The sequence below is a fragment of the Scandinavium sp. genome (assembly GCF_051650185.1).
Lineage (GTDB): Bacteria > Pseudomonadota > Gammaproteobacteria > Enterobacterales > Enterobacteriaceae > Scandinavium.
On sequence record NZ_JBOFIN010000125.1, the window covers coordinates 81,091 to 104,142 of the forward strand.

At 54.3% G+C, this 23,052-nt stretch carries 24 protein-coding genes; 9 read left to right on the top strand and 15 right to left on the bottom strand.

Features of this window, described 5'->3' with window-relative positions; genetic code table 11:
* Window positions 1-127: 127 nt before the first annotated feature.
* From ACRCWW_RS16640 to pth, 3 genes are all read right to left on the bottom strand, one after another.
* Window positions 128-373 carry a YmjA family protein gene (locus ACRCWW_RS16640; protein WP_438683386.1) on the bottom strand — a complete coding sequence of 82 codons (246 nt, stop codon included), beginning with the start codon at window positions 371-373 and terminating at the stop codon, window positions 128-130.
* Window positions 374-472: 99 nt separating this feature from the next.
* The gene (ychF, locus tag ACRCWW_RS16645) at window positions 473-1,567 is read right to left on the bottom strand and encodes a redox-regulated ATPase YchF (protein WP_438683387.1); all 1,095 of its coding nucleotides are present in this window, start codon (window positions 1,565-1,567) and stop codon (window positions 473-475) included.
* A gap of 115 nt (window positions 1,568-1,682) precedes the next feature.
* A complete protein-coding gene (gene pth, locus ACRCWW_RS16650; protein WP_404656826.1) occupies window positions 1,683-2,267 on the bottom strand; it encodes an aminoacyl-tRNA hydrolase in 585 nt (194 codons plus the stop codon).
* Between the two features lie 272 nt (window positions 2,268-2,539).
* Between pth and ychH the strand changes: the two genes are divergently transcribed.
* Entirely contained in the window at window positions 2,540-2,815 is a 276-nt protein-coding gene (ychH, locus tag ACRCWW_RS16655; RefSeq protein WP_154161476.1) for a stress-induced protein YchH, read from the top strand.
* A gap of 157 nt (window positions 2,816-2,972) precedes the next feature.
* Here ychH and ACRCWW_RS16660 read toward each other — a convergent pair whose 3' ends face one another.
* From ACRCWW_RS16660 to lolB, 5 genes are all read right to left on the bottom strand, one after another.
* Window positions 2,973-3,497, bottom strand: coding sequence for a GNAT family N-acetyltransferase (locus ACRCWW_RS16660; RefSeq protein ID WP_438683388.1), 525 nt, complete (start codon window positions 3,495-3,497; stop codon window positions 2,973-2,975).
* A 35-nt stretch (window positions 3,498-3,532) separates the two neighbouring features.
* Window positions 3,533-5,239: a C4-dicarboxylic acid transporter DauA gene (gene dauA / locus ACRCWW_RS16665; RefSeq protein WP_438683389.1), complete on the bottom strand. Its 1,707-nt coding sequence runs from the start codon at window positions 5,237-5,239 to the stop codon at window positions 3,533-3,535.
* 108 nt (window positions 5,240-5,347) lie between these two features.
* On the bottom strand, window positions 5,348-6,295 hold the full coding sequence (gene prs, locus ACRCWW_RS16670) for a ribose-phosphate diphosphokinase (protein ID WP_097164424.1): 948 nt from the start codon (window positions 6,293-6,295) through the stop codon (window positions 5,348-5,350).
* 134 nt (window positions 6,296-6,429) lie between these two features.
* A complete protein-coding gene (gene ispE, locus ACRCWW_RS16675) occupies window positions 6,430-7,290 on the bottom strand; it encodes a 4-(cytidine 5'-diphospho)-2-C-methyl-D-erythritol kinase (RefSeq protein ID WP_438683390.1) in 861 nt (286 codons plus the stop codon).
* On the bottom strand, window positions 7,287-7,904 hold the full coding sequence (gene lolB / locus ACRCWW_RS16680; protein WP_438683391.1) for a lipoprotein insertase outer membrane protein LolB: 618 nt from the start codon (window positions 7,902-7,904) through the stop codon (window positions 7,287-7,289). The genes ispE and lolB overlap by 4 nt, the downstream gene beginning before the upstream one ends.
* A 196-nt stretch (window positions 7,905-8,100) precedes the next feature.
* Between lolB and hemA the strand changes: the two genes are divergently transcribed.
* The 5 genes from hemA to kdsA all read left to right on the top strand — a co-directional run bounded on the left by hemA (window position 8,101) and on the right by kdsA (window position 13,088).
* On the top strand, window positions 8,101-9,357 hold the full coding sequence (hemA, locus tag ACRCWW_RS16685) for a glutamyl-tRNA reductase (protein ID WP_330982717.1): 1,257 nt from the start codon (window positions 8,101-8,103) through the stop codon (window positions 9,355-9,357).
* A gap of 42 nt (window positions 9,358-9,399) precedes the next feature.
* Window positions 9,400-10,482, top strand: a complete 1,083-nt coding sequence (prfA, locus tag ACRCWW_RS16690) for a peptide chain release factor 1 (protein WP_438683392.1) — start codon at window positions 9,400-9,402, stop codon at window positions 10,480-10,482.
* Complete coding sequence (gene prmC, locus ACRCWW_RS16695) at window positions 10,482-11,318, top strand: peptide chain release factor N(5)-glutamine methyltransferase (protein WP_438683423.1); 837 nt, start codon at window positions 10,482-10,484, stop codon at window positions 11,316-11,318. The genes prfA and prmC overlap by 1 nt, the downstream gene beginning before the upstream one ends.
* A gap of 78 nt (window positions 11,319-11,396) precedes the next feature.
* On the top strand, window positions 11,397-12,206 hold the full coding sequence (sirB1, locus tag ACRCWW_RS16700) for an invasion regulator SirB1 (protein ID WP_438683393.1): 810 nt from the start codon (window positions 11,397-11,399) through the stop codon (window positions 12,204-12,206).
* 27 nt (window positions 12,207-12,233) lie between these two features.
* Window positions 12,234-13,088 carry a 3-deoxy-8-phosphooctulonate synthase gene (gene kdsA, locus ACRCWW_RS16705; protein ID WP_438683394.1) on the top strand — a complete coding sequence of 285 codons (855 nt, stop codon included), beginning with the start codon at window positions 12,234-12,236 and terminating at the stop codon, window positions 13,086-13,088.
* A gap of 105 nt (window positions 13,089-13,193) precedes the next feature.
* Here the strand turns inward: kdsA and chaA are convergent, their stop codons facing one another.
* Window positions 13,194-14,294, bottom strand: a complete 1,101-nt coding sequence (gene chaA, locus ACRCWW_RS16710) for a sodium-potassium/proton antiporter ChaA (RefSeq protein WP_438683395.1) — start codon at window positions 14,292-14,294, stop codon at window positions 13,194-13,196.
* Window positions 14,295-14,560: 266 nt separating this feature from the next.
* Here chaA and chaB point away from each other — a divergent pair, with 266 nt between their 5' ends.
* Complete coding sequence (chaB, locus tag ACRCWW_RS16715) at window positions 14,561-14,791, top strand: putative cation transport regulator ChaB (protein WP_438683396.1); 231 nt, start codon at window positions 14,561-14,563, stop codon at window positions 14,789-14,791.
* A 169-nt stretch (window positions 14,792-14,960) separates the two neighbouring features.
* On the top strand, window positions 14,961-15,641 hold the full coding sequence (locus ACRCWW_RS16720; protein ID WP_438683397.1) for a gamma-glutamylcyclotransferase: 681 nt from the start codon (window positions 14,961-14,963) through the stop codon (window positions 15,639-15,641).
* Between the two features lie 40 nt (window positions 15,642-15,681).
* Here the strand turns inward: ACRCWW_RS16720 and ACRCWW_RS16725 are convergent, their stop codons facing one another.
* From ACRCWW_RS16725 to ACRCWW_RS16740, 4 genes are all read right to left on the bottom strand, one after another.
* Window positions 15,682-15,927, bottom strand: a complete 246-nt coding sequence (locus tag ACRCWW_RS16725; RefSeq protein ID WP_438683398.1) for a DUF1883 domain-containing protein — start codon at window positions 15,925-15,927, stop codon at window positions 15,682-15,684.
* Window positions 15,928-16,142: 215 nt separating this feature from the next.
* Window positions 16,143-17,927: a methyl-accepting chemotaxis protein gene (locus ACRCWW_RS16730; RefSeq protein ID WP_438683399.1), complete on the bottom strand. Its 1,785-nt coding sequence runs from the start codon at window positions 17,925-17,927 to the stop codon at window positions 16,143-16,145.
* Window positions 17,928-18,033: 106 nt separating this feature from the next.
* Window positions 18,034-18,384, bottom strand: coding sequence for a DsrE/DsrF/TusD sulfur relay family protein (locus ACRCWW_RS16735; protein ID WP_438683400.1), 351 nt, complete (start codon window positions 18,382-18,384; stop codon window positions 18,034-18,036).
* 51 nt (window positions 18,385-18,435) lie between these two features.
* Window positions 18,436-18,987, bottom strand: a complete 552-nt coding sequence (locus tag ACRCWW_RS16740; protein WP_438683401.1) for a YbhB/YbcL family Raf kinase inhibitor-like protein — start codon at window positions 18,985-18,987, stop codon at window positions 18,436-18,438.
* Between the two features lie 110 nt (window positions 18,988-19,097).
* Between ACRCWW_RS16740 and ACRCWW_RS16745 the strand changes: the two genes are divergently transcribed.
* Window positions 19,098-20,498, top strand: coding sequence for a YchO/YchP family invasin (locus tag ACRCWW_RS16745; protein ID WP_438683402.1), 1,401 nt, complete (start codon window positions 19,098-19,100; stop codon window positions 20,496-20,498).
* Here ACRCWW_RS16745 and narL read toward each other — a convergent pair.
* On the bottom strand, window positions 20,495-21,145 hold the full coding sequence (gene narL / locus ACRCWW_RS16750; protein ID WP_438683403.1) for a two-component system response regulator NarL: 651 nt from the start codon (window positions 21,143-21,145) through the stop codon (window positions 20,495-20,497). The genes ACRCWW_RS16745 and narL overlap by 4 nt on opposite strands.
* The gene (narX, locus tag ACRCWW_RS16755) at window positions 21,138-22,934 is read right to left on the bottom strand and encodes a nitrate/nitrite two-component system sensor histidine kinase NarX (protein ID WP_438683404.1); all 1,797 of its coding nucleotides are present in this window, start codon (window positions 22,932-22,934) and stop codon (window positions 21,138-21,140) included. The genes narL and narX overlap by 8 nt, the downstream gene beginning before the upstream one ends.
* Between the last annotated feature and the right edge of the window lie 118 nt (window positions 22,935-23,052).

The following is a 23,052-nucleotide window of genomic DNA, read 5'->3' on the forward strand; positions in this document are numbered from 1 at the left end:
TCCTGCAAAAAAGGTCAGAGAAAGTCTACACCTCAGCAGTTAACAGATTAACAACAAAAAAGGATCAGCGTGCAAGGGAAGGGGGATGGCTGACGTTGAGGCCATGCGGTGATGGCCCCGGAAGGTATTACTCGTTACCCCAACGGTTGAGGAATTCGGCGATGTCGTCGATACGCTGTGCGTCAATGCCTGCTTCAACGGCCATCTCCTGCTGCGCTTCTTCGCTGATTTCTTCATTGTTCATCAGGCGGGTCACTAATAACTGGAAATACAGTGCCAGTGCATCACGCTCGCTGTCCTGGACCGGTTTCGCCGCTTCCGTCGAGTACTCGTCGGCAATGTCATAATACTTCAGTGGAATATCAGTGTTCATAAAAGGCCTCTGGCGTTATCTCTACGGGAGACAAAGAAAAACCCACGCAGATGCGTGGGCCTGAGTTGGGTGTGGCTTCCCACTTTGTGCAGGTCGGGATTAGACGTTGAACAGGAAGTTCATCACGTCGCCATCTTTCACGACGTAGTCTTTCCCTTCGGCGCGCATCTTGCCGGCTTCTTTCGCACCCTGTTCACCTTTGTAGGTGATGAAGTCTTCGAAGGCGATAGTCTGAGCGCGGATAAAGCCTTTTTCGAAGTCGGTGTGGATTTTACCTGCGGCCTGTGGGGCCGTTGCGCCGACAGGGATAGTCCATGCGCGAACTTCTTTCACGCCAGCGGTGAAGTAAGTTTGCAGATTCAGCAGCTCGTAACCTGCGCGGATCACGCGGTTCAGACCTGGTTCTTCCAGACCCAGTTCTGCCATGAACTCATCACGATCTGCGTCATCCAGTTCGGCGATATCGGATTCAACGGCCGCACAAACGGCAACCACGACGGAACCTTCTGCTGCGGCAATCTCACGCACTTTATCGAGGTACGGGTTGTTTTCGAAACCGTCTTCGTTAACGTTGGCGATGTACATGGTTGGCTTCAGGGTCAGGAAGCTCAGGTATTTGATTGCCGCTTTGTCTTCCTCGGTGAGGTTCTTCAGCGCGCGCAGCATACCGGCGTTTTCCAGCTGTGGCAGGCATTTTTCCAGCGCAGCTTGTTCTGCTTTTGCGTCTTTGTCACCGCCTTTGGCTTTCTTCTGCACACGATGCAATGCACGTTCGCAGGTATCGAGATCTGACAGCGCCAGTTCGGTGTTGATAACATCGATATCATCAGCCGGGTCGACTTTGTTATTCACGTGAATGATGTTGTCATTTTCAAAGCAGCGAACCACGTGGCCAATCGCTTCGGTTTCACGGATGTTGGTCAGGAACTGGTTACCCAGGCCTTCACCTTTGGACGCGCCTTTCACCAGACCGGCGATGTCGACAAATTCCATGGTGGTGGGCAGGATGCGCTGTGGCTTCACGATTTCAGCGAGCTGATCCAGACGCGGATCGGGCATGGGTACCACACCGGTGTTCGGCTCGATAGTACAGAACGGGAAGTTGGCTGCTTCGATGCCCGCTTTGGTGAGCGCGTTGAACAGGGTGGATTTGCCTACGTTAGGCAGACCGACGATACCGCATTTAAATCCCATGATGTAAATCACCTTAATCTTTGATAATCAACCTGTTGCAAGTAACAGATTGCAGAAAAGTAAACAACTTCGCCTATTATACACGGCGGAGGGCAAAATTGCCGCCCGCCGGGCGTTATTGTGCTTTAAAAGCGTGTAAGCGGTTGGTCGCTTTGGTCAGGCCATCTTTCAGCCACACTTCCGTGCAGCGTGCCGCTTCGTCTACCGCTTCGTCTATCAGCTTCTGTTCAGAAGCAGGGGGCTTGCCCAGAACAAAGCCGACAACTTTGTTTTTATCGCCCGGATGGCCAATTCCCACGCGTAAACGGTGAAAATTCGGGTTATTGCCAAGCTTGCTGATAATGTCTTTTAATCCGTTGTGGCCGCCATGGCCGCCACCCAGTTTAAATTTCGCCACACCCGGTGGCAGATCCAGTTCATCATGCGCCACCAGAATTTCGTCAGGCGCAATGCGGAAGAAGGTGGCCATTGCGGCCACGGATTTCCCGCTGAGGTTCATGAACGTGGTGGGTACCAACAGACGGACGTCTTCACCATCAACGTTGATACGCGAGGTGTAGCCGAAGAATTTGCTCTCTTCGCGCAGCGGCGCGCGAAAGCGTTCAGCCAGTAAATCCACATACCATGCGCCTGCGTTATGGCGAGTCGCGGCATATTCGGCCCCCGGATTGGCGAGGCCGACAATCAGTTTAATCGTCACGTGTTTAGTCCTGAGTGCGTCGATATCTGGCGCGTAGTGTACTGTAATCGCTGCGGTTGACAAAATGCCGTAAGCCAGACGATTTGTCTGGTGAATAGTTACGTTGCTGGATAATTAAAATACATAAAGTTCAGTTTGTTATTTGTAAAGTTTTGTTGCTCAGATGTTCGTAATTGTGATCGCATGCGCACTTAAAGACAAAGGTGTTGTCTATACTTTACACACAAGGACCAGGGGTATTCCCTGTCAACCCAAAGTTCCGGAGGTGACATATGAAACGCAGAAACGCTTCGCGACTCGGTAACGTGCTCATGGGTTTAGGATTGGTGGTGATGGTTGTCGGCGTCGGTTACTCTATTTTAAACCAGCTTCCGCAACTTAACCTGCCGCAGTTTTTCGCCCATGGCGCCGTGTTGAGTATCTTCCTCGGGGCTGTCTTGTGGCTTGCAGGTGCTCGTGTCAGTGGTCATGAGCAGGTCAGCGACCGATACTGGTGGGTGCGTCACTATGACAAGCGCTGTCGTCGGGACAGCCACCGCCACAGCTAAGTTTTAGCAGAACGGCTCCTTCGGGAGCCGTTTCTCATATTAGAAATGGGTGAGCCTGCTTGCCCGGTGGCGGCGATACCTTACCGGGCCTACAAGCCGAACCTGCAAAATCGTAGGCCCGAGCAAACGAAGTGCCGCCGGGCAAGAACGGGCAGTTTTACTGAGCAGGGCGCGTATACATGCCTATTGCTTTGCCGTGATAAATGACCTGGTGCTGGAACTGAAAACCAAAACGCTCCGCCAGATGGATTGACCGGTGGTTGTCTTCATCAATGATGCAGCAGGTTGGCGCATTCAGCGCTTTATCCGCCCAGGCAAACATCGCTGTTAATGCTTCTTTCGCATAGCCCTTGCCGTGCACTTCTGGCGTCAGCGCCCAGCCCGCTTCCGGGGAACTTAGCGCAGGCGTTAAATCGCGTTTCGCCTCTTGCAAGCCAAACGAACCGATATAACGGTTGGAACTCTTTTCAAACACCGCCCAATAGCCGTAACCGAGAACCTGCCAATGCCCGATATAGCGCAACAGACGGTTCCAGCTGACTTCCGCACTTTGCGGTTCCCCGCCGATAAATTTCACCACTCCCGGGTTTGCCCAGAAGGCTGCTAAATCGTCAAAATCCTCCACGGCAAAATGACGCAGTATCAGTCGTTCCGTTTCCAGTCGCGGGGCTTGCGTGAGCATAGTCATCCTTTTAGTAGGCTAAAGTCGTTGTTCAGTCAGGCATTATCGCTAATATCAGCCAGCGCTGCATCGCGATCGGGGAAAAATGCGAGCCTGCCAGCAATCGGTTTAACTCCGGCGCGGGCCAGCGTGCGTAACGGCTGAAACTCCAGGTTGGACACACGCAATTCGCAGCCTTCAGGCAATTTGCTGACGAACCGCTGGAACGCTTCGAGACCCCCCGCATCCAGCACCGGAACCGCGTCCCACTTCAGTACCACAATGCGTTTGCCTGCGATTTTACTTTCCAGATCGATAAACACATTCTCTGCCGCAGCGAAAAAGAGCGGACCTATGACCCTGACGACCAGAACATCATCGGGAACGGAAACATTCACTGGGGCAAGATGCGTCATTCTCGCGATGCGGCGCATGAATAACAGTGAGGCCAGCACGATACCCACGCTGATGGCGATAACCATGTCGAACAGCACGGTGAGCGACAGACAAATCAGCATCACAATGATGTCATCGACCGGAGCCCGGCGCAGCAGATGCACAACTTTGTGCGCCTCGCTCATGTTCCAGGCCACCATCAGTAGTAACGCGGCCATGGCGGAAAGCGGCAGCCATGACAGCAGCGGCGCGAGCACCAGCAACGCCATAATGACCAGTATCGCGTGGATAACCGCAGCGACAGGTGACGTTGCGCCAGCACGTACGTTAGCGGCCGACCGGGCGATGGCCGCAGTAGCGGTGATCCCGCCAAAGAACGGCGCAATCATGTTGCCGAGGCCCTGGCCGATCAGCTCATTGTTCGCTTTATGGCGCGTGCCCGTCATGCCATCCAGTACCACAGCGCACAGTAATGATTCGATGGCACCGAGCATCGCCATAGAAAATGCCGCAGGCAGCAGCGCCTGAAGCGACGTCCAGCTCAGTTCGAAACTCGATTCCGGCATATTCCACGGCAGCACCACTTGTGGAAGCAACTGTGGAATGCCGTTGCCCTGGGTGCCATCGCTTAACACGTAGTGAAACTGTGAGCCGATGGTCGCGACGTGCCCGCCCAATAAATTCACGATGCCCATTACCGCACAACCGGCCAGCAACGCCGGTAAATGGCCGGGCAGGCGAATCCCCAGCCGTGGCCAGAAGATAAGTATGCCGAGAGTCACGATGCCGATTGCCGCATCACCCGGATTGACTGTCGGCAGCGCCATGACCAAAGCGCCCACTTTCTGCCAGTAGTGTTCCGGCATAGGAGACAATTGCAGGCCAAAGAAATCTTTAATCTGCATGGTGGCAATGGTTATCCCAATCCCGGAGGTGAAACCGAGCGTGACCGAGACGGGAATGTATTCGATAAGACGGCCAAAACGCGCAAGACCGAAGAGCACCAGGAACAATCCAGAAAGCAGTGTCGCCATCAGTAACCCGGCAAGCCCGAACTGCTGAGAAACGGGATAGAGGATCACCACAAACGCAGCAGTAGGGCCGGAGACGCTGAAACGCGAACCGCCAGCGAGGGCGATAACTATCCCGGCGACCGCGGAAGTGTAGAGGCCGTATTGGGGAGCAACGCCGCTGCCAATCGCCAGCGCCATCGCCAGGGGAATGGCAATGATCCCGACGGTTATGCCGGCGATAAGATCGCGAGTAAAGCGGCTAGCGGTGTACTTTTCTTTCCAGCAGGCGTCGATGAGGGCGCGAAACGGCAAGATATCTGCGAGTGTGGCTTTGTTCACAGGGTCTTCATCCATGAGCGCATCATTTGTGTATCAGATAACAAATGAAGGAGGCATTAGTCATACAAATGGTTGATAAGAAATAAAAAAACCCGCCGCAGCGGGTTTTTATACCGTGCCCGATTAATGCTCGAACATAGCAGAGATGGATTCTTCGTTGCTGATACGACGAATCGCTTCCGCCAGCATGCCTGACAGAGTCAGGGTACGGACGTTTGGCAGCGCTTTAATTTCATCAGACAGTGGGATGGTATCGCAGACGATAACTTCGTCGATGACGGAGTTACGCAGGTTACTTGCCGCATTGCCAGAGAAGATTGGGTGAGTCGCGTAGGCGAACACGCGTTTCGCACCACGCTCTTTCAGCGCCTCGGCGGCTTTGCACAGAGTGCCGCCGGTGTCGATCATGTCATCAACCAGGACGCAGTCACGACCCGCTACGTCACCGATGATGTGCATCACCTGAGAAACGTTAGCGCGCGGACGACGCTTATCGATGATAGCCATGTCGGTGTCATTCAAAAGCTTAGCGATAGCACGTGCACGTACTACGCCACCGATGTCCGGAGAAACCACAATAGGGTTTTCCAGTTTCAGTTGCAGCATATCTTCCAGCAGGATTGGGCTGCCGAAGACGTTGTCTACGGGTACATCGAAGAAGCCCTGAATCTGTTCAGCATGCAGGTCAACGGTCAGTACGCGGTCAACGCCGACGCTGGACAGGAAGTCCGCGACAACTTTGGCAGTGATTGGCACACGAGCAGAACGCACACGGCGGTCCTGACGGGCATAGCCAAAGTAAGGGATTACGGCGGTGATACGGCCTGCGGAAGCACGGCGCAGAGCATCGACCATGACAACCAATTCCATCAGGTTGTCGTTAGTTGGGGCACAAGTGGACTGGATGATGAAAATATCACCACCGCGTACGTTTTCGTTGATTTGTACGCTGACTTCGCCGTCGCTAAAACGACCTACAGCGGCGTCGCCAAGAGAAGTGTACAGGCGGTTGGCAATACGTTGTGCTAGTTCCGGGGTAGCGTTACCAGCAAAAAGCTTCATATCAGGCACGAGAAGAACCTCAGGCATGCGTCCAGTGGTGGATGAATGGGCCAAAAACTGTGCGGGCCAGGCGCATTTCATCCAGGCGGTGTATTAAAGAGCACGATGCAACGTCTGGAACGGGGTGACGTTGTCACCGAAACTCAGTCTGCCCCTTCTAAAGCCTGCATTAACGGTGAAGTGTTTACACCGCGGGCGATAAAGCCCTGCAGCCATTCCGGGGCTTGCTCAAGCACCTGGCGGGCAGCGGATTCGGTGTCAAATTCAGCAAACACACAGGCCCCTGTGCCAGTCAGGCGCGACGGGGCGTATTCTAACAGCCAGGAAAGCGCCGCATCAACCTTACGAAATCGTTTTCTTGCGATAACCTCGCAATCGTTGCTGAATTCACAGTTTAGTAACGTTTCAATTGACCTGTGCGGTGAATTTCTGGGCAGTTCAGGATCTTTGAAAATCACAGGCGTTGGGATGCTCACGCCAGGATGGGCCACCAGGTACCATTTTTCAGGCACGGTGACCGGCGTCAGGACTTCGCCCACGCCTTCAGCAAAGGCGGCGTGTCCGCGAACAAAAACGGGCACATCAGCGCCGAGCGTCAGGCCAATGGCAGCCAGTTCATCGACGGACAGGCCGCAGCGCCACAGATGATTGAGTGCCACCAGTACGGTTGCTGCATTGGATGACCCCCCACCAAGACCGCCGCCCATCGGTAAGCGCTTGTCGATACTGATATCAGCGCCAGCATTTTCCGTCAGACGGCCAGTGTCACTCGCCGCTTTCATCAGCAATCGGGCGGCACGCACGATCAAGTTTTCTTCATCCGGCACGCCCTCAACAGGCGTCAGAAGATGCAGCTCACCGTCGTTTCGGACATCGATGGTTATCGTGTCGCCGTAATCAAGAAACTGAAACAGCGTCTGCAACGTGTGATAACCATCGGCACGCTGACCGGTGATGTAGAGAAAAAGATTCAGCTTTGCCGGGGAGGGCCAACGGGTACTCATTTGACTATCCAGCTATCCATTTTGAGTTTGATGCGCTCGCTGCCCTGGGTCAGTTCCATATTGGAAGGCAGGGAAGGTTTGCTGTCACTGTCATAGCCGCTGTACACCACTTTCCAGGTTTTGCCGTCCTGGGTGTAGTTCAGTTCGCTCAGACGAGCCTGGTCATCAAGTTTGTAATCGGTGGCATCGCCCGGCAGCCCCAGGATCCACTGACGCAGGCTGTTCAACGGAATCGGCATGCCGGTCAGTTTGCCGATCATCTCTTCGGCATCCGTAGAGGTGTAGGATTTTCCTTTGTTGTCGATGAGCGTCACGCTGCCTGGCTGTGCCGTCAGCGACAACTCGGTGCTGCCCAGCGGGTTGGTCAGCAGCAGGCGATAGTTATCTTTGCCGGTCTGCTGCCAGAAGAAACGGGCATACACTTTCTGGTCATCGGACAGGAAAGCAAAGGCGCCGCGAGTTTGATACTGGTTGAGCTGACGCACTTCCTGCTGATGCTGTTGCCACTGAGGGGAATCCGGGCTTTTGCCAGGGCCTTTCGGCGCGTTGAGGGTACAGGCGGTCAGGACCAGCGCAGCCAGCGGCATCAGGCGCATTACACGGGTTAAGCTCATCGAAAAATCCTTGATATACGTTGCAGTTATAACCCTCAATGCTAGCGCCGTGTGCGGGCAGCGTCTACGTTCAAGTTGTCCCAAATCATGATATTACCGATTACTCCGAAAGGGGGCCGTCTCTTTTATTGACCTTGCGCATCCTGTATGATGCGCTCAGACTAACCTTATCAACGCTGGTACTACTCCTGCATTCATGACGCTCCTGGCACTAGGCATTAACCATAAAACCGCTCCGGTCGCGCTGCGAGAACGTGTTTCGTTTTCGCCGGATACGCTCGATCAGGCGCTGGAAAGCCTGCTTTCCCAGCCGATGGTGCAGGGCGGTGTGGTGCTGTCGACGTGTAACCGTACCGAGCTCTATCTCAGCGTTGAAGAGCAAGAGAATTTGCAGGAATCCCTGATTCGCTGGCTGTGTGATTATCATCAGCTCAACGAAGAAGACCTGCGCAAAAGCCTTTACTGGCACCAGGATGACGATGCAGTTAGCCATCTGATGCGCGTCGCCAGTGGTCTTGATTCGCTGATCCTGGGTGAGCCGCAAATTCTTGGGCAGGTCAAAAAAGCCTTCGCGGATTCCAGCCGTGGCCATCTCAACGTCAGTGAGCTGGAACGCATGTTCCAGAAATCTTTCTCTGTGGCAAAACGCGTCCGCACGGAAACCGATATCGGTGCCAGTGCGGTGTCTGTCGCGTTTGCGGCCTGCACGCTGGCCCGGCAAATCTTTGAGTCGCTCTCGTCCGTCACCGTCTTGCTGGTGGGCGCGGGAGAGACCATTGAGCTCGTTGCCCGTCATCTGCGTGAACATCGCGTCAAAAAAATGCTGATTGCCAACCGTACCCGTGAACGTGCGCAAGTGCTTGCGGATGAAGTGGGTGCCGAGGTAATTGCGCTTAGCGATGTCGACGAGCGCCTGAAAGAGGCTGATATCATCATCAGTTCCACCGCCAGCCCGCTGCCGATTATCGGTAAAGGCATGGTTGAGCGCGCCCTGAAAGCACGCCGAAATCAGCCGATGCTATTGGTGGATATCGCCGTTCCGCGTGATGTTGAACCGGAAGTGGGCAAATTAGCCAACGCTTATCTCTACAGCGTGGACGACCTGCAAAACATCATTCAGCACAATCTGGCGCAGCGCAAAGCGGCCGCTCAGCAGGCTGAAACGATTGTCGAACAGGAAGCCAGCGAGTTTATGGCCTGGCTGCGAGCGCAAAGCGTCAGCGAGACCATTCGAGAATACCGCTCGCAGGCGGACGTTGTGCGTGAAGAACTCACTGCTCGCGCGCTGGCTGCGTTACAACAAGGCGGCGACGCCGAAGCCATTATGCAGGATCTGGCGCGTAAGCTGACCAATCGCCTGATCCACGCTCCAACCAAATCACTTCAACAGGCTGCCCGTGACGGGGATGACGAACGCCTGAATATTCTGCGCGACAGCCTCGGGCTGGAGTAGCGCTGCTCTCTCAAATTCTAATTACAGGGTGAATTTACGCCTATGAAGCCGTCTATTGTTGCCAAACTGGAAGCGCTGCACGAGCGCCATGAAGAAGTTCAGGCTCTGCTGGGTGATGCCAGCACGATTGCCGACCAGGAGCGTTTTCGTGCACTTTCAAAGGAATACGCACAGCTTAGCGACGTCGCCAAATGTTTTTCCGACTGGCAGCAGGTGCAGGAAGACATTGAAACGGCACAGATGATGCTCGACGATCCGGAAATGCGCGAAATGGCGCAGGAAGAGCTGCAGGAAGCCAAAACCCGAGGTGAGCAGCTCGAGCAGGACTTACAGGTGCTGCTGCTGCCAAAAGATCCGGATGATGAGCGTAATGCGTTTGTGGAAGTGCGTGCCGGAACCGGTGGCGATGAAGCTGCGCTGTTTGCGGGCGACTTGTTCCGCATGTACAGCCGTTATGCTGAATCACGCCGCTGGCGCGTGGAAATCATGAGCGCCAACGAAGGTGAGCATGGTGGATTCAAAGAAGTCATCGCTAAAATCAGCGGCGACGGCGTTTATGGTCGACTGAAGTTCGAGTCCGGCGGTCATCGCGTACAGCGCGTGCCAGCCACTGAATCTCAGGGGCGTATTCATACTTCCGCCTGTACCGTCGCGGTGATGCCTGAACTGCCTGAAGCGGAAATGCCGGATATCAATCCTGCGGATCTGCGTATTGATACTTTCCGCTCCTCGGGTGCGGGTGGTCAGCACGTTAACACCACCGATTCCGCGATTCGTATTACTCACTTGCCGACCGGTATTGTCGTGGAGTGTCAGGATGAGCGCTCCCAGCACAAAAACAAAGCCAAAGCGCTGTCGGTGCTTGGCGCAAGAATTCGCGCGGCAGAAGTGGCAAAACGCCAGCAGGCGGAAGCCTCAGAACGCCGTAATCTGCTGGGCAGCGGCGATCGCAGCGACCGTAACCGCACCTATAACTTCCCGCAAGGGCGTGTGACCGACCACCGCATCAACCTGACGCTTTATCGTCTGGATGAAGTGATGGAAGGCAAACTCGATATGCTTATTGAGCCGATTGTCCAGGAATACCAGGCCGATCAGCTGGCGGCGCTGTCCGATCAGGAATGATGACATTTAAACAGTGGTTAACGCAGGCGATCGGCCGACTGGCAGAAAGTGAAAGTCCGCGCCGTGACGCGGAGATATTGCTTGGGCACGTCACCGGGAAATCTCGCACTTTTATTCTCGCGTTTGATGAAACAGCATTAACGCTGGAACAAAGCGACGCGCTGGAAACCTTGCTGGCCCGCCGGATGAAGGGTGAGCCGGTGGCGCATTTAGTCGGCATGCGAGAGTTCTGGTCGTTACCGCTGTTTGTCTCGCCTGCCACGCTCATTCCACGGCCGGACACTGAGTGTCTGGTGGAACAGGCGTTAGCCCGAATGCCTGCCGAGGCTTGCTCGGTGCTTGATTTAGGCACAGGAACAGGGGCCATCGCGTTAGCGCTGGCGAGTGAGCGGCCAGATTGTGCCGTCACAGCAGTGGATTTTGTTCCCGCTGCGGTGGAACTCGCCACGCGAAATGCCACAAACCTGGCGCTTCGCAACGTGACTCTCCTTCAAAGCAACTGGTTCAGTGCACTTGAAGGGCAGACATTCAGCATGATTGTCAGCAATCCGCCTTACATTGATGAACAGGACCCGCATCTTGCGCAAGGCGATGTGCGCTTCGAGCCAAAAACCGCACTGGTGGCGGCAGAAGAAGGGCTGGCGGACCTTGCGTTGATTATCCGTGAAGGTCGTCAGCATCTCGTTGCTGGCGGCTGGATGCTGCTTGAACATGGCTGGAAGCAGGGTGAAGACGTGCGGGCGCTGTTTTTACACGCAGGTTATGAGCAAGTGGAAACTTACCGTGACTATGGCGGCAACGAACGGCTGACGCTGGGAAGACGTAGTGCTGACTGAGAGCGCGTTTAGCGTTATTATTAGCATCATTTTGAAGTTATCTGGCTGCCTGTTGGCAGCCTGCAGTTGGGGTAGGTAATGAGGTCATTAGCGGATTTTGAATTTAACAACGCGCCTTTGTGCGACGGAATGATCCTCATTTCTGAACTGATCCGTGATGATTTCCAGGCCCAGTATGTTATCGACGAACTGGAGCAACTGGTCAGCCTGGCGCAGGAAGAAATCAGCCCATCCTGGACAGACACTCGTCAGGTGGAACGCTTAATCGAGTTGTTCTACGGCGAATGGGGTTTTAGCGCCTCAAACGGAATTTACCGTTTGTCAGATGCTCTGTGGCTCGACAAGGTGCTGAAAAATCGTGAAGGCAGTGCGGTGTCACTCGGCGCTATCATGCTGTGGATAGCCCGTCGCCTGTCGATACCGATGATGCCCGTTATTTTTCCGACCCAGTTACTGCTGCGAGCCGATGTGGAAACCGGGGAAATGTGGTTTATCAACCCGTTTACCGGCGACACGCTGGACGAACACACGCTTGAGGTGTGGCTGAAGGGCAACATCAGCCCGGTGGCAGAACTGTTTAATGAAGATTTGGATGAGGCGGATAACTCAGAGGTTATTCGCAAGCTGCTGGACACGCTGAAGTCTGCGTTGATGGAAGAGCGCCAGATGGAGCTCGCTCTGCGCGTCAGCGAAGCGCTGCTGCAGTTTAATCCGGAAGATCCCTATGAAATTCGCGATCGCGGCCTGATTTATGCCCAGCTTGAGTGCGAGCACGTGGCGCTGACTGACCTGAGCTACTTTGTCGAGCAGTGCCCGGAAGATCCGATCAGCGAAATTATTCGCGCGCAAATCAACAACATCGCGCACAAACAGATTACTTTGCATTAATCGATTACCTCCTGATAAGGCGATTTTATGAAACAAAAAGTGGTTAGCATTGGCGATATCAAAGTAGCAAACGACCTGCCGTTCGTGCTGTTTGGCGGAATGAACGTGCTGGAGTCCCGCGATCTTGCGATGCGCATTTGTGAACACTACGTCACCGTGACGCAGAAACTGGGCATCCCGTACGTGTTCAAAGCCTCTTTTGATAAAGCCAACCGTTCTTCCATCAAGTCCTACCGTGGGCCGGGTCTGGAAGAAGGGATGAAGATTTTCCAGGAGCTGAAACAAGCCTTCGGCGTGAAAATCATCACCGACGTTCACGAAGCCTCTCAGGCGCAGCCCGTTGCGGAAGTGGTTGATGTTATCCAGCTGCCGGCGTTCCTGGCACGTCAGACGGACCTGGTGGAAGCGATGGCGAAAACCGGCGCAGTCATTAACGTGAAAAAACCGCAGTTCGTCAGCCCTGGCCAGATGGGGAACATCGTTGATAAGTTCGCTGAAGGCGGCAACGATAAAGTGATCCTGTGCGACCGTGGCACCCAGTTCGGCTATGACAACCTCGTGGTCGACATGTTGGGCTTCAGCGTCATGAAAGCGGTTTCCGGTAACTCCCCGGTCATTTTCGACGTGACCCACGCCCTGCAGTGCCGCGACCCGTTTGGTGCGGCTTCCAGCGGTCGTCGTGCTCAGGTCACCGAGCTGGCACGTGCGGGTATGGCAACGGGTATCGCGGGTCTGTTTATCGAAGCTCACCCGGATCCAGAGCACGCGAAATGCGACGGCCCATCCGCGCTGCCGCTGGCTAAACTGGAGCCGTTCCTGAAACAGATCAAAGCCATTGACGATCTGGTGAAAAACTTCGATGAGCTGGATACCAGCAAGTAATCCTCTTTGGATAACGAAAAACCCGCCGCGGCGGGTTTTTTTATGGGTAATGCCCGGCGGCACTTCGTTTGCCGGGCCTACGCGCAGGCAGGGTAAGCATCGCTGTCAGGCAAATATCGTCATCAGATAAGCCACAAACAGCGCCAGATGCGCGGCACCGTTCAGCACATTGGTGCGTCCTGTGGAGAACGAGATGTGGCACAGCACCAGGGAAGCCACCATCACGATCATTTCCGGCGCGCCAAGGGCGAAGTGCAGGTCATTGCCCGTTGCGAAGGCAATCAGCGTCACGACGGGGACCGTCAATGAAATGGTGGCGAGCACAGAGCCAAAGAACAGGTTCATGGCGCGCTGGACCTGATTGCTCAACACCGCTTTCAGTGCTCCTAAACCTTCCGGTGACAGTATCAACAGCGCGACCAGGAAGCCGGTAAACGCGACGGGCGCATTCATGCTGGTGAGCAGCGTCTCTAGCGGGTTGGCATTCATTTTGGTGACCGCGATAACGGCAATCAGATGAACGATCAGCCAGACAGCGTGCCACAGGCTGCTGTGCGCGGAAGGCTTGCCGTGATGCGGGTCGTCGTCGTCGGCTTCATCTTCATGCTCATACACGAAGAGACTCTGGTGCGTTTTGGTCTGAATCAGCAGGAACACGCCGTACATCGCTGCGGATATCAGCGCGACCAGCAATGCCTGTCCGGTTGAGAAATTCGCGCCCGGTAAGGCCATTGGGAAGACAAGAACAATAATTGCCAACGGGAAGAGGGCAATCATGTACTGCTTCAGACCGAACAAATTCATGTACTGCGTAGCAAACTTTTGACCGCCCAACAGCAGCGAGAAGCCTACCAGGCCACCCGTTACGATCATAATGATCGAATAAAGCGTGTCTCGCATCAGGGTTGGAGCGGCATCGCCCGTCGCCATTAATGCGGAAATCAGGCTTACTTCAAGAATGACCACTGAAAGGCTTAAAATCAACGAGCCATAGGGTTCGCCGAGGCGGTGGGCCAGTACGTCTGCGTGACGAACAACGCTAAATGCGCTGCTCAAAATACCGATTAACGCCAGAATATTGATTCCAATAACCACTGGCAGGGACTGGTTGTGACCAAAAAAGGCCAGTACCGCCAGTGCTACCAGCGGGAAAATAAGGGTTGTCTCCTTGTGGCGGGTCTTCACCGCCTCATGTGCATGTGTCATGAATCATCTCCATTTCTGCAGGTTTTATAATTATAGATAACATAAGGCAATAAAATAGCAGACTCGAGAATCATCTCAGCATTGTTTTACTGAAATTTACCTCTTGATAAGAAAAAGCTTTAAACAGAGTTAAATCTATCGTTATGTTTAATTTTTGTTTAAATAACATGAAATTGTCATGAATGATTATTCAAAATAATGCCTTTTTTTGCCTCTTTGAAAATAATCAACCAAACTCACTAACTGGGAAATATCAGGAGGTAACGATGCCTTATAAAGACAAAAGTGACTTGCCCGACAGCGTGCAGCACGTGCTGCCAGCCCATGCTCAGGAAATCTATAAAGAAGCTTTTAACAGCGCCTGGGAACAGTATAAGCATAAGGAAGACCGGCGTGATGACGCCAGTCGGGAAGAGACTGCGCATAAAGTGGCGTGGGCGGCCGTCAAACATGATTACCAGAAAGGTGACGATGACAAATGGCATAAAAAGAAATAACACGGCTGTGGGGTAGCCCCGTTCTGGAATTATTTGTGCCTTATTGACGCTCTGTTGTCTTGCAAGCGGCCCGTACATTGCATATTGTTTGTGGAAGCTGGATACTATTTCAGCAATTTTAAAGGGAAATAAGTCGTCGCAGGGAAGTGTGCAGTGGCGGAGGTTAAAAGTGTTAACGCGTGATTTCTTGCTGAAAGCCGATTGTAAAACGGCCTTTGGTGCAATCGAGGAATCGCTACTCTGGTCGCCAGAACAACGTGCAGCATCGCTTGCCGCCAGGTTAGCCTGCCGTCCGGATGATGGCCCGGTATGGATTTTTGGTTACGGTTCGCTGATGTGGAACCCGGCGCTGGATTACAGTGAATCCTCCACTGGCACTCTTGTCGGCTGGCACCGTGCCTTCTGTTTACGCCTGACGGCAGGGCGCGGTAGCGCCTGTCAGCCAGGTCGAATGCTTGCCCTGAAAGAGGGCGGTCGCACTACGGGCGTGGCCTATCGCCTGCGTGATGGTGCGCTGGAAGAGGAGCTGACGCTGCTCTGGAAGCGGGAAATGATCACCGGCTGCTATCTGCCGACCTGGTGTAAGCTCGAACTTGATGATGGACGTACAGTGAATGCGCTGGTGTTCATTATGGACCCAAGGCATCCGCTGTATGAGTCCGATACCAGCGTGCAGGTTATCGCTCCGCTAATAGCCGCTGCCAGCGGCCCGCTTGGCACCAATGCCCAGTATTTATTCTCGCTCGAACAAGAGCTGGTGAAGCTGGGGATGCAGGATGAGTGTCTGAATGAGCTGGTGAGCAACGTGCGTCATTTGCTGGGTGGGGAAAACCTGCCGAGGATTGCGTAACAGAAAAGAGAAAGCCCGGAGTTTCCGGGCTTTTGGCGTTTCACGCTGGCACGTAGCTTATCGAGTGCTCCAAAGACTGACTGTGACTATCGATGAGCACATTCCACGTCCCGCTGTACGGCACGGTCAGATAAGCATCTTCCCGGTTTTGCACGCTGAGGATATCGGTCTGAACATCCGACACCTGCTTTTTCGCGCTCATCAGATGAATGTGACAGCGCTCCGAACACCGTACCACCACGGTATCTCCGCCAAATAATGTCAAACTTGCTTTTACCATCGCCATTTTTTTACCCCGTCGCCATCAGTCAACGCTCTCCCTGCCGAGAACTCCTGCGTGTGATGTTGTTCACAAATCACTCATGGCATAACACCAAAGCAGGGGAGTGCTGATGCTGATTTTGATCAAAAAATGCCGTAACGATTCAACAAAAATGACATTATCCCTGAAAGCATTCAGCCAGCGTGGCGTTTGTCATCCAAACTTGCGCCAGAGACAGATTAAATGCGGAAATGACCCGCAGTAGCAGCAAGGTCGCCCGCCTGGCTTTGCAATGCGCCCGCCGCTGCGGCGGACTCCACCACCAGTTCAGCGTTCTGTTGCACCATTCGGTCGAGGTGGATCACCGCATGATTAATCTCCTGAATCCCTTGCATTTGCTCGCTGCTGGCAATGCTGATTTCACGCATGATCCCGGAAACGCTGCCGATATTGGTCACAATATCCTGCATCGTTTCACCGGCAAGTCTCACATAGTGTGAGCCTGTGGCAACGCTCTGAGTTGTCGAATCAATTAAGGTTTTAATCTCTTTTGCCGCCTGCGCGCTGCGGCTGGCAAGGTTACGCACCTCACCGGCAACCACAGCGAAGCCGCGACCTTGTTCACCTGCACGGGCCGCTTCGACAGAGGCATTGAGCGCCAGAATATTGGTCTGGAACGCGATCCCATCGATGACGCTGGTGATGTCGCCAATTTTAGCCGACGCGCTTTCAATAGCCTGCATGGTATCGATGGCGTTAGAGACCACATCGCCGCCTTTCGAGGCGACTTTGGTGGCTTTCTCTGCCTGCGCGCTTGCCGCTGTTGCCGATTCCGTCGACTGCGCCACGGACGCGGTGATCTGCTCTACGGCGCTCGCCGTTTCACGCAGGCTGGAGGCGGCTTGTTCCGTTCGGGCAGAAAGATCACGGTTGCCCGCTGCAATTTCCTGTGCTGCGGTTTGCACTGAAGAAGTGGCATCGCGCAGTTGCAGCATCACCTGCGCCAGCTTGTTGCTGAAGAGGTTGAAGGCATGAGCGATTTGCGCCACTTCATCTTTGCCCTCTTCCGGCAGACGCTGAGACAAATCGTTGGTTCCGTTCCCAATCGCCAGCATGGCGTCGCGAATGGTCAGTAAACGCCTGAGCATGGTCGCCACCAAAAGGTGCACCACACCGCCGCCAATCAGCACCAGTAAGATAAGCGTAATGGCGGAGGCCTTCAGCAGCGCATTCATGCCAGAGGTGGCATCACCCTTATCCAGCGCGACAACCAACAGCCAGTGCGTGCCCTGAACAGGAACGGCAGAGAAAATTTTGTCACTCGCGCCAAGATTGCCTGAGACGGTATTACCCGCAGCCAGGGATTTCAGGCTCACTCCCGTAATGGCTTCGTTGAACGGTTTCAGGGTTAATGCAGGGTTGCTGGCGGCAATCACGCTGCCATCGCTGTTCAGCAACAAACCGCTGCTGTTGGGCGTCGGGCGAATTTCACGCACGTTCGCCACCACGCTGTCCATGGTGACATCCCCGGCTACCACGGCTTTAAGCGTACCGTTATCTTTTACCGGGACGGCAAACGTGACGACCAGTTTTCCTGTGCCAGCGTCAACATAAGGCGCGGTGACCACCGGTGCGTCATCATGCAGAACTTGCTGATACCACGGACGGCTGGTGGGGTCGTAGTCCGCTGGCACCCCGGTCGGATCGGAGAACTTCGCTGTTTTCGTCGCATAGCCGACATATACGTTACTGAAGCCACCGGCTTTTGCCATTTGTAAGAATTGTGGGACAGGGTCGTCGCTGAGCGCGGCTTGATCCAGCGAGGCGATCATGGCCATTTTACTGCTGACCCAATCGGCAATGGCGATACCGTGGCTGGTTCGGGTGCTGGCTAACATTTCGCGCTGCGAGTCAAGATTATCGCGGCGAGTGATTTGATAGTTGATGATGGTGTTAAGAAGCAGCGCTACCACCAGACATCCGGCGGTAGCAGTGATAATGCGCGTGCGAATGGAACGAAACATAATATATTCCTGCTGTGTTGTTTGGCTTGCATATCGGCAACACAACCCGGAACTTGATGCTGGAAGCGGGGCTATAAGAAAAAAGACTTTATTAGCGCGTTTTGACTCAAAACGTTAATACTTTGTCCGCCGCGAGCGTCCACTGAGCGAGCTCAATCAGCGTGCCAATCTCCACGCCATCTGCCAGCGGGAGGTCACTTATCCCTCTGCCATCGGCGCAGGTTTTGCACAGTTTTACTGGAACGTTTTGAGCGGTAAGAATTTCCAGCATTTGCTGAATGTTGTAGCCCTCCGCAGGCCGTTGGCCTTTCAGCCCCGCAGTAACCGCATCGGACATCAGAAACAGCCTGAGGTCCAACGGACCCTGTTCTCGCAGAGCAATCGCAAGGCGCAGGCTGTTAAATAAGGACTCGCTGCCGTAGGCCGCGCCGTTAGCGATAATCACGATCTTCTGCATACTCACTCCATAGAATTAGCTTTGACAACAGGATGTTACTGCGTTCCCTCGCTACTGTCCAAAGCGGCCAATTAGTCCTGCGGCAGCAAGCTGATGCCCTTTGAGCTTCTCGAACAACGCTTCGCGTGTCAGCCCGGCTGGCAGAGTCGGTGGCAAATCGGTGGCAATTAACGTGAAGGTATAGTGGTGGGCTCCGCTACCGGGCGGCGGGCAGGGGCCATACCAGCTGTTTGTGCCGGGCGTGTTTTTGCCCCCGGTAAAGCCATTGGGTGATTTCAGCGCGTCGGGTGCAAAACCAGTGGCAGAAGGGGGGATGTTGTAGGCCACCAGATGCGTGACGCCAAGGCCCCTCTGACCCTCGGGGTCGTGAACAATGAGCGCAAGGCTTTGAGTTTGAGGCGGAAGGTTGCTCCATACCAGCGGTGGCGAATTATTCTTGCCAGTGCAATTGGCATTTTTCGGGTCATTACCAGCAAATTTCTGGTCAAGAAGCGCGTTGTCGGCAAAAGCGGGGGATTGCAGAATAAAGAGATCGCTGGCGTGAAGCACGCCGGAACTGAACAGCAGTGCACTGCAAAGAGCGAAACGAAGCGGCGGGCTCATAAGCGCAACTCACACAGGAAAGGTGGTTTAAATGTAGTCAATTTTTAAGGATCTTCCTGAAATTCGCCCTGAAGCTGAAACGAAGAGCCAAAGCCGTTAAAATACTAAGGATGTATTTGTCTTACCGCCCTCAACTTCTGCTGTTATTACTCTTGCCGCTGGCAGGAGGTGCCGCAGGTGCCCGTCAAACCTTTATCGAACAAGCTGAACATCCTTTTGATAATGCCTCCACAGAACTCCCAAGCCTGGGTATTGCAGCAGACAACCACGAAAGTGAAAAGCATCTCGCGGAAGTGATCAAAGCCTTTGGTGAAGCGAGCATGGAAGATAATGGTCTGGATACGGGCGATCAGGCCCGGCTCTTTGCCATTGAAAAACTCAGCCATGAGCTGAATGCCGAAGTGAATCAGCAGCTCGATTATTGGCTTTCACCGTGGGGAAATGCGTCGGCAGAATTGCTGGTGGACGGCGAAGGGAAGTTCACCGGCAGTCATGGTAGTTGGTTTGTGCCGCTTGATGATAACGATCGCTATCTGACGTGGAGCCAGGCGGGTTTCACGCAGCGGGACGAAGGGCTGGTGAGCAACATTGGTGTGGGTCAGCGCTGGATAACGGGAGACTGGCTGCTGGGGTACAACGCTTTTTACGACGCCGTTTTAGGTAAGCATCTTCAACGTGCGGGGTTTGGCGCAGAGGCCTGGGGCGAATATTTACGCTTATCGGCCAACTATTATCAGCCGTTCAATACCTGGCATGATGACAGCGATCTTCAACAAATTCGCCTGGCGCGAGGTTATGATCTGACGGCAAAAGCCCGTCTGCCGTTCTATCGTTTTATCAATACCAGCGTCAGCTTTGAGCAATATTACGGTGACAGCGTCGACCTGTTCCATTCCGGCACCGGTTACCACAACCCGATGGCTGTTTCGCTCGGGCTTGATTACACCCCGGTTCCGCTGGTTACGTTTACCGCCGCCCATAAACAAGGCGAAAGCGGCGTGAGCCAGAATAACCTGGGCCTGAAGCTCAATTACCGCTTTGGTGTTCCTTTAAAGAAACAGCTCGAATCTGGCGAGGTGGCGGCATTTACCTCATTACGCGGCAGCCGTTATGACAGCCCGGAACGAACCAATCTTCCGGTCGTTGAATATCGCCAACGTAAAACGCTCTCAGTGTTCCTCGCCACACCGCCGTGGGATTTACAGCCTGGCGAAACTGTTGCGCTGAAATTACAGGTCCGGAGTCGGTTTAAAGTGAAATCATTGACGTGGCAGGGCGACTCACAAGCATTAAGCCTGACGCCACCGGTCAATCGTAACAGCCCGGACGGCTGGACGGTGATTATGCCTGCGTGGGATTACAGCGAAGGGGCCAGTAACCGCTGGCATCTTTCGGTGGTGGCAGAGGATGAAAAAGGGCAGCGCGTTTCTTCCAATGAAATCACGCTGGTGTTGACGGAACCGCTGGTGAGTTTCCCTGCGGCGACGTCAGAGGCGCTCTGGAACCCTTAAAAAATGCGTTCCTGGTGAACCCACACCGCCGCTTCCACACGAGACTTCAGCTTCATTTTCTTCAGCATGTGCTTCACATGGACTTTTACGGTGCTTTCCGTGATATCGAGACGGCGGGCAATCATTTTGTTCGGCAGGCCCTGAGCAATCAGCTTCAGGATATCGCGCTCGCGTGGCGTGAGCTGATTGATATCTCTGTCTGATGTCGCGCGGTTGGCGCGCAAGCTGGCAGCCAGCACGGGCGTTAGCGCTTCACTCAGCACCATTTCACCTGCGGCGGCCTGTTGCAGCGCTTTCAGGAGATCTTCCGGCTCCATATCTTTCAGCAGATAACCGTCTGCGCCACGTTTCAACGCCGTCACCACGTCTTCTTCATGGTTCGACACGCTGAATACGACCACCCGCCCAGACAACGCTTTTTCGCGCAGCTTATCGAGAGTTTCCAGGCCGTTCATGCCCGGCATGTTGAGGTCGAGCAGGATCAAATCGGGATCAAGTGATTCTGCAAGCTCAATCCCTTGCTCGCCATTGCTGGCTTCGCCCACGACCTGGATATCAGGGGCCATGCTGATTAACTGTTTTACGCCAGTGCGCAGCATCGGGTGATCGTCAATTAACAGGATGGTGGCCCGTTCCTGATTACTCATGGATTTCTCCTTGGGGTTGTGGAAGCGGTTTTTCTGGAATAAAGGAAACGACAACTTCTGTTCCGCCGATATCGCGACGTCTGACCTGGCAATCGCCGCGCAGGCTTTGTGCCCGATCTCGCATAATGATTAAACCATAGTGGTTAGTTCGCTCGGCATGATCTGACACGCCGCGACCATTGTCGGCGACGGTGAGTCGAACCTGATTGTCGTTCTGCGTCACCGAAACGGTGACTTCCGTAGCTTCAGAGTGTTTAAGCGCATTGCTCAAGGCTTCACGGGCGATTTGCAGCGCATGGATCGCCTGATGAGAAGGGACAAAGCGCGGAGGAAGCTGGTAATCCAGCTTCACGTCAAAACCAAAACGGGCGCTGTACTCATGACAGCTGGCTTCCAGCGCCGGACGCAGACCCGGCTCAGTTAATTGCAACCGGAAGGTGGTTAACAGCTCGCGAAGCTGCGCCCATGAGGTATTCAGTTCGTTGCGTATCTGGCTGAGCAACTGGCGGCTTTCCGCCGAGAGATCGCTGCCCTGCATTTGCAGACAGCTGACCTGCATCTTCATGCAGGAAAGGGACTGGGCGATGGAATCATGCAGTTCACGCGCAATGGTGGCGCGTTCTTCCATCACGATTAACTGGTGCTGGCGCTCCTGGTGTCTGTCCAGGGCGAGCGTAGCGGTCAATTGCTCAACCAGGGTATCGACCAGTTGCTGCTGGTCATGGCTCAGATGGCGACCTGCAGGCAGTGTCGCCAGCAGGATGCCAAATTGATTCTGCGCATCCCCCAGTCGCCATTTCAGAGTGGTTCCGCCGCCGGGCAAGGCAGGGAGATCTCGTGGACACAGGAAGCAGCCTTTATCATCACAATTCAGCTCAGAATGGCAGCTGAACTCCTGATGGTTCTCTTCGTCTTCAACATCGTAAACCCGAACTTCGATGTCGCGAAGCAGCGTTAACTCCTGTAACCCATTGAGCACAGGAGAGATTCGTTCACAAAGCGGCGCCTGTGAATGCAGGCGGCGGTTCGCCTGCCAAAGGAAGCCCAGAATCTCGTTTTTGTGTTCGAGATTGGCCGTTTTTTCCTGCACGCGCTGTTCCAGCACGGAGTAGCTTTCCGCCAGCTCTTTGGACATGTTATTCAGCGCCATGCCAAGGGTCGCCATTTCATTACGCCCGCTGATTGTTGCGCGCTGGGTGAAATCCCGACGGCTGACGGCACGCGCCATGCTCAACAGCTGTTCCCACGGATGGAGCAAACGAGCACGCAGCCAGACAATCGTGAATAGCAGCAGCAACGCCATACATACCGCCATCAGACGATGTACCCACACCACATGCTGAATGCGTTTTTCGGTGGTATGGTCGAAGGCGGTCACCAGCTGGTCAATACGGTTCACAAAGCTTGCCACTTCCCCGGCGACCACGTTTTGGCTACGGGCATTTTTCATGCTCGGGGCGAGCTCAGATTGCCAGTATTGCTGTAAGTCGCGCAATTGCTGTTGCTGCCCGTCGCGGCGTGCGGCCTCAATCAGCTCGGGGCTCGACACGGTCTGGTTCATATCATCGAGCAGTTTTTGATCGCCGCTATGCAGTGGAATGGCCGCCAACAGGCGATAGCTCTGCATACGCAACGAGCCTGCTTTGTTGATGGCATGCGCGCTACCTTGCACGCCATGAACCAGACGCGCAGAAATCGCCATGCCGGTCACACCGATAGCGGTGGACAGCAAAACGATAAGCGCCAGTTGATTGACCAGCGTAAGCGGGGTAAAAAGACGTTTAAACATCGACTACATGGCTCCTGACCAGGGATGCAATCCGGGAGTGCTGCTTATTCTCGGATATCACCCGGAGTATACCCATGCCCCCAAAGGATTACCTCTTAATTGCCAGGTGGATCGGGAA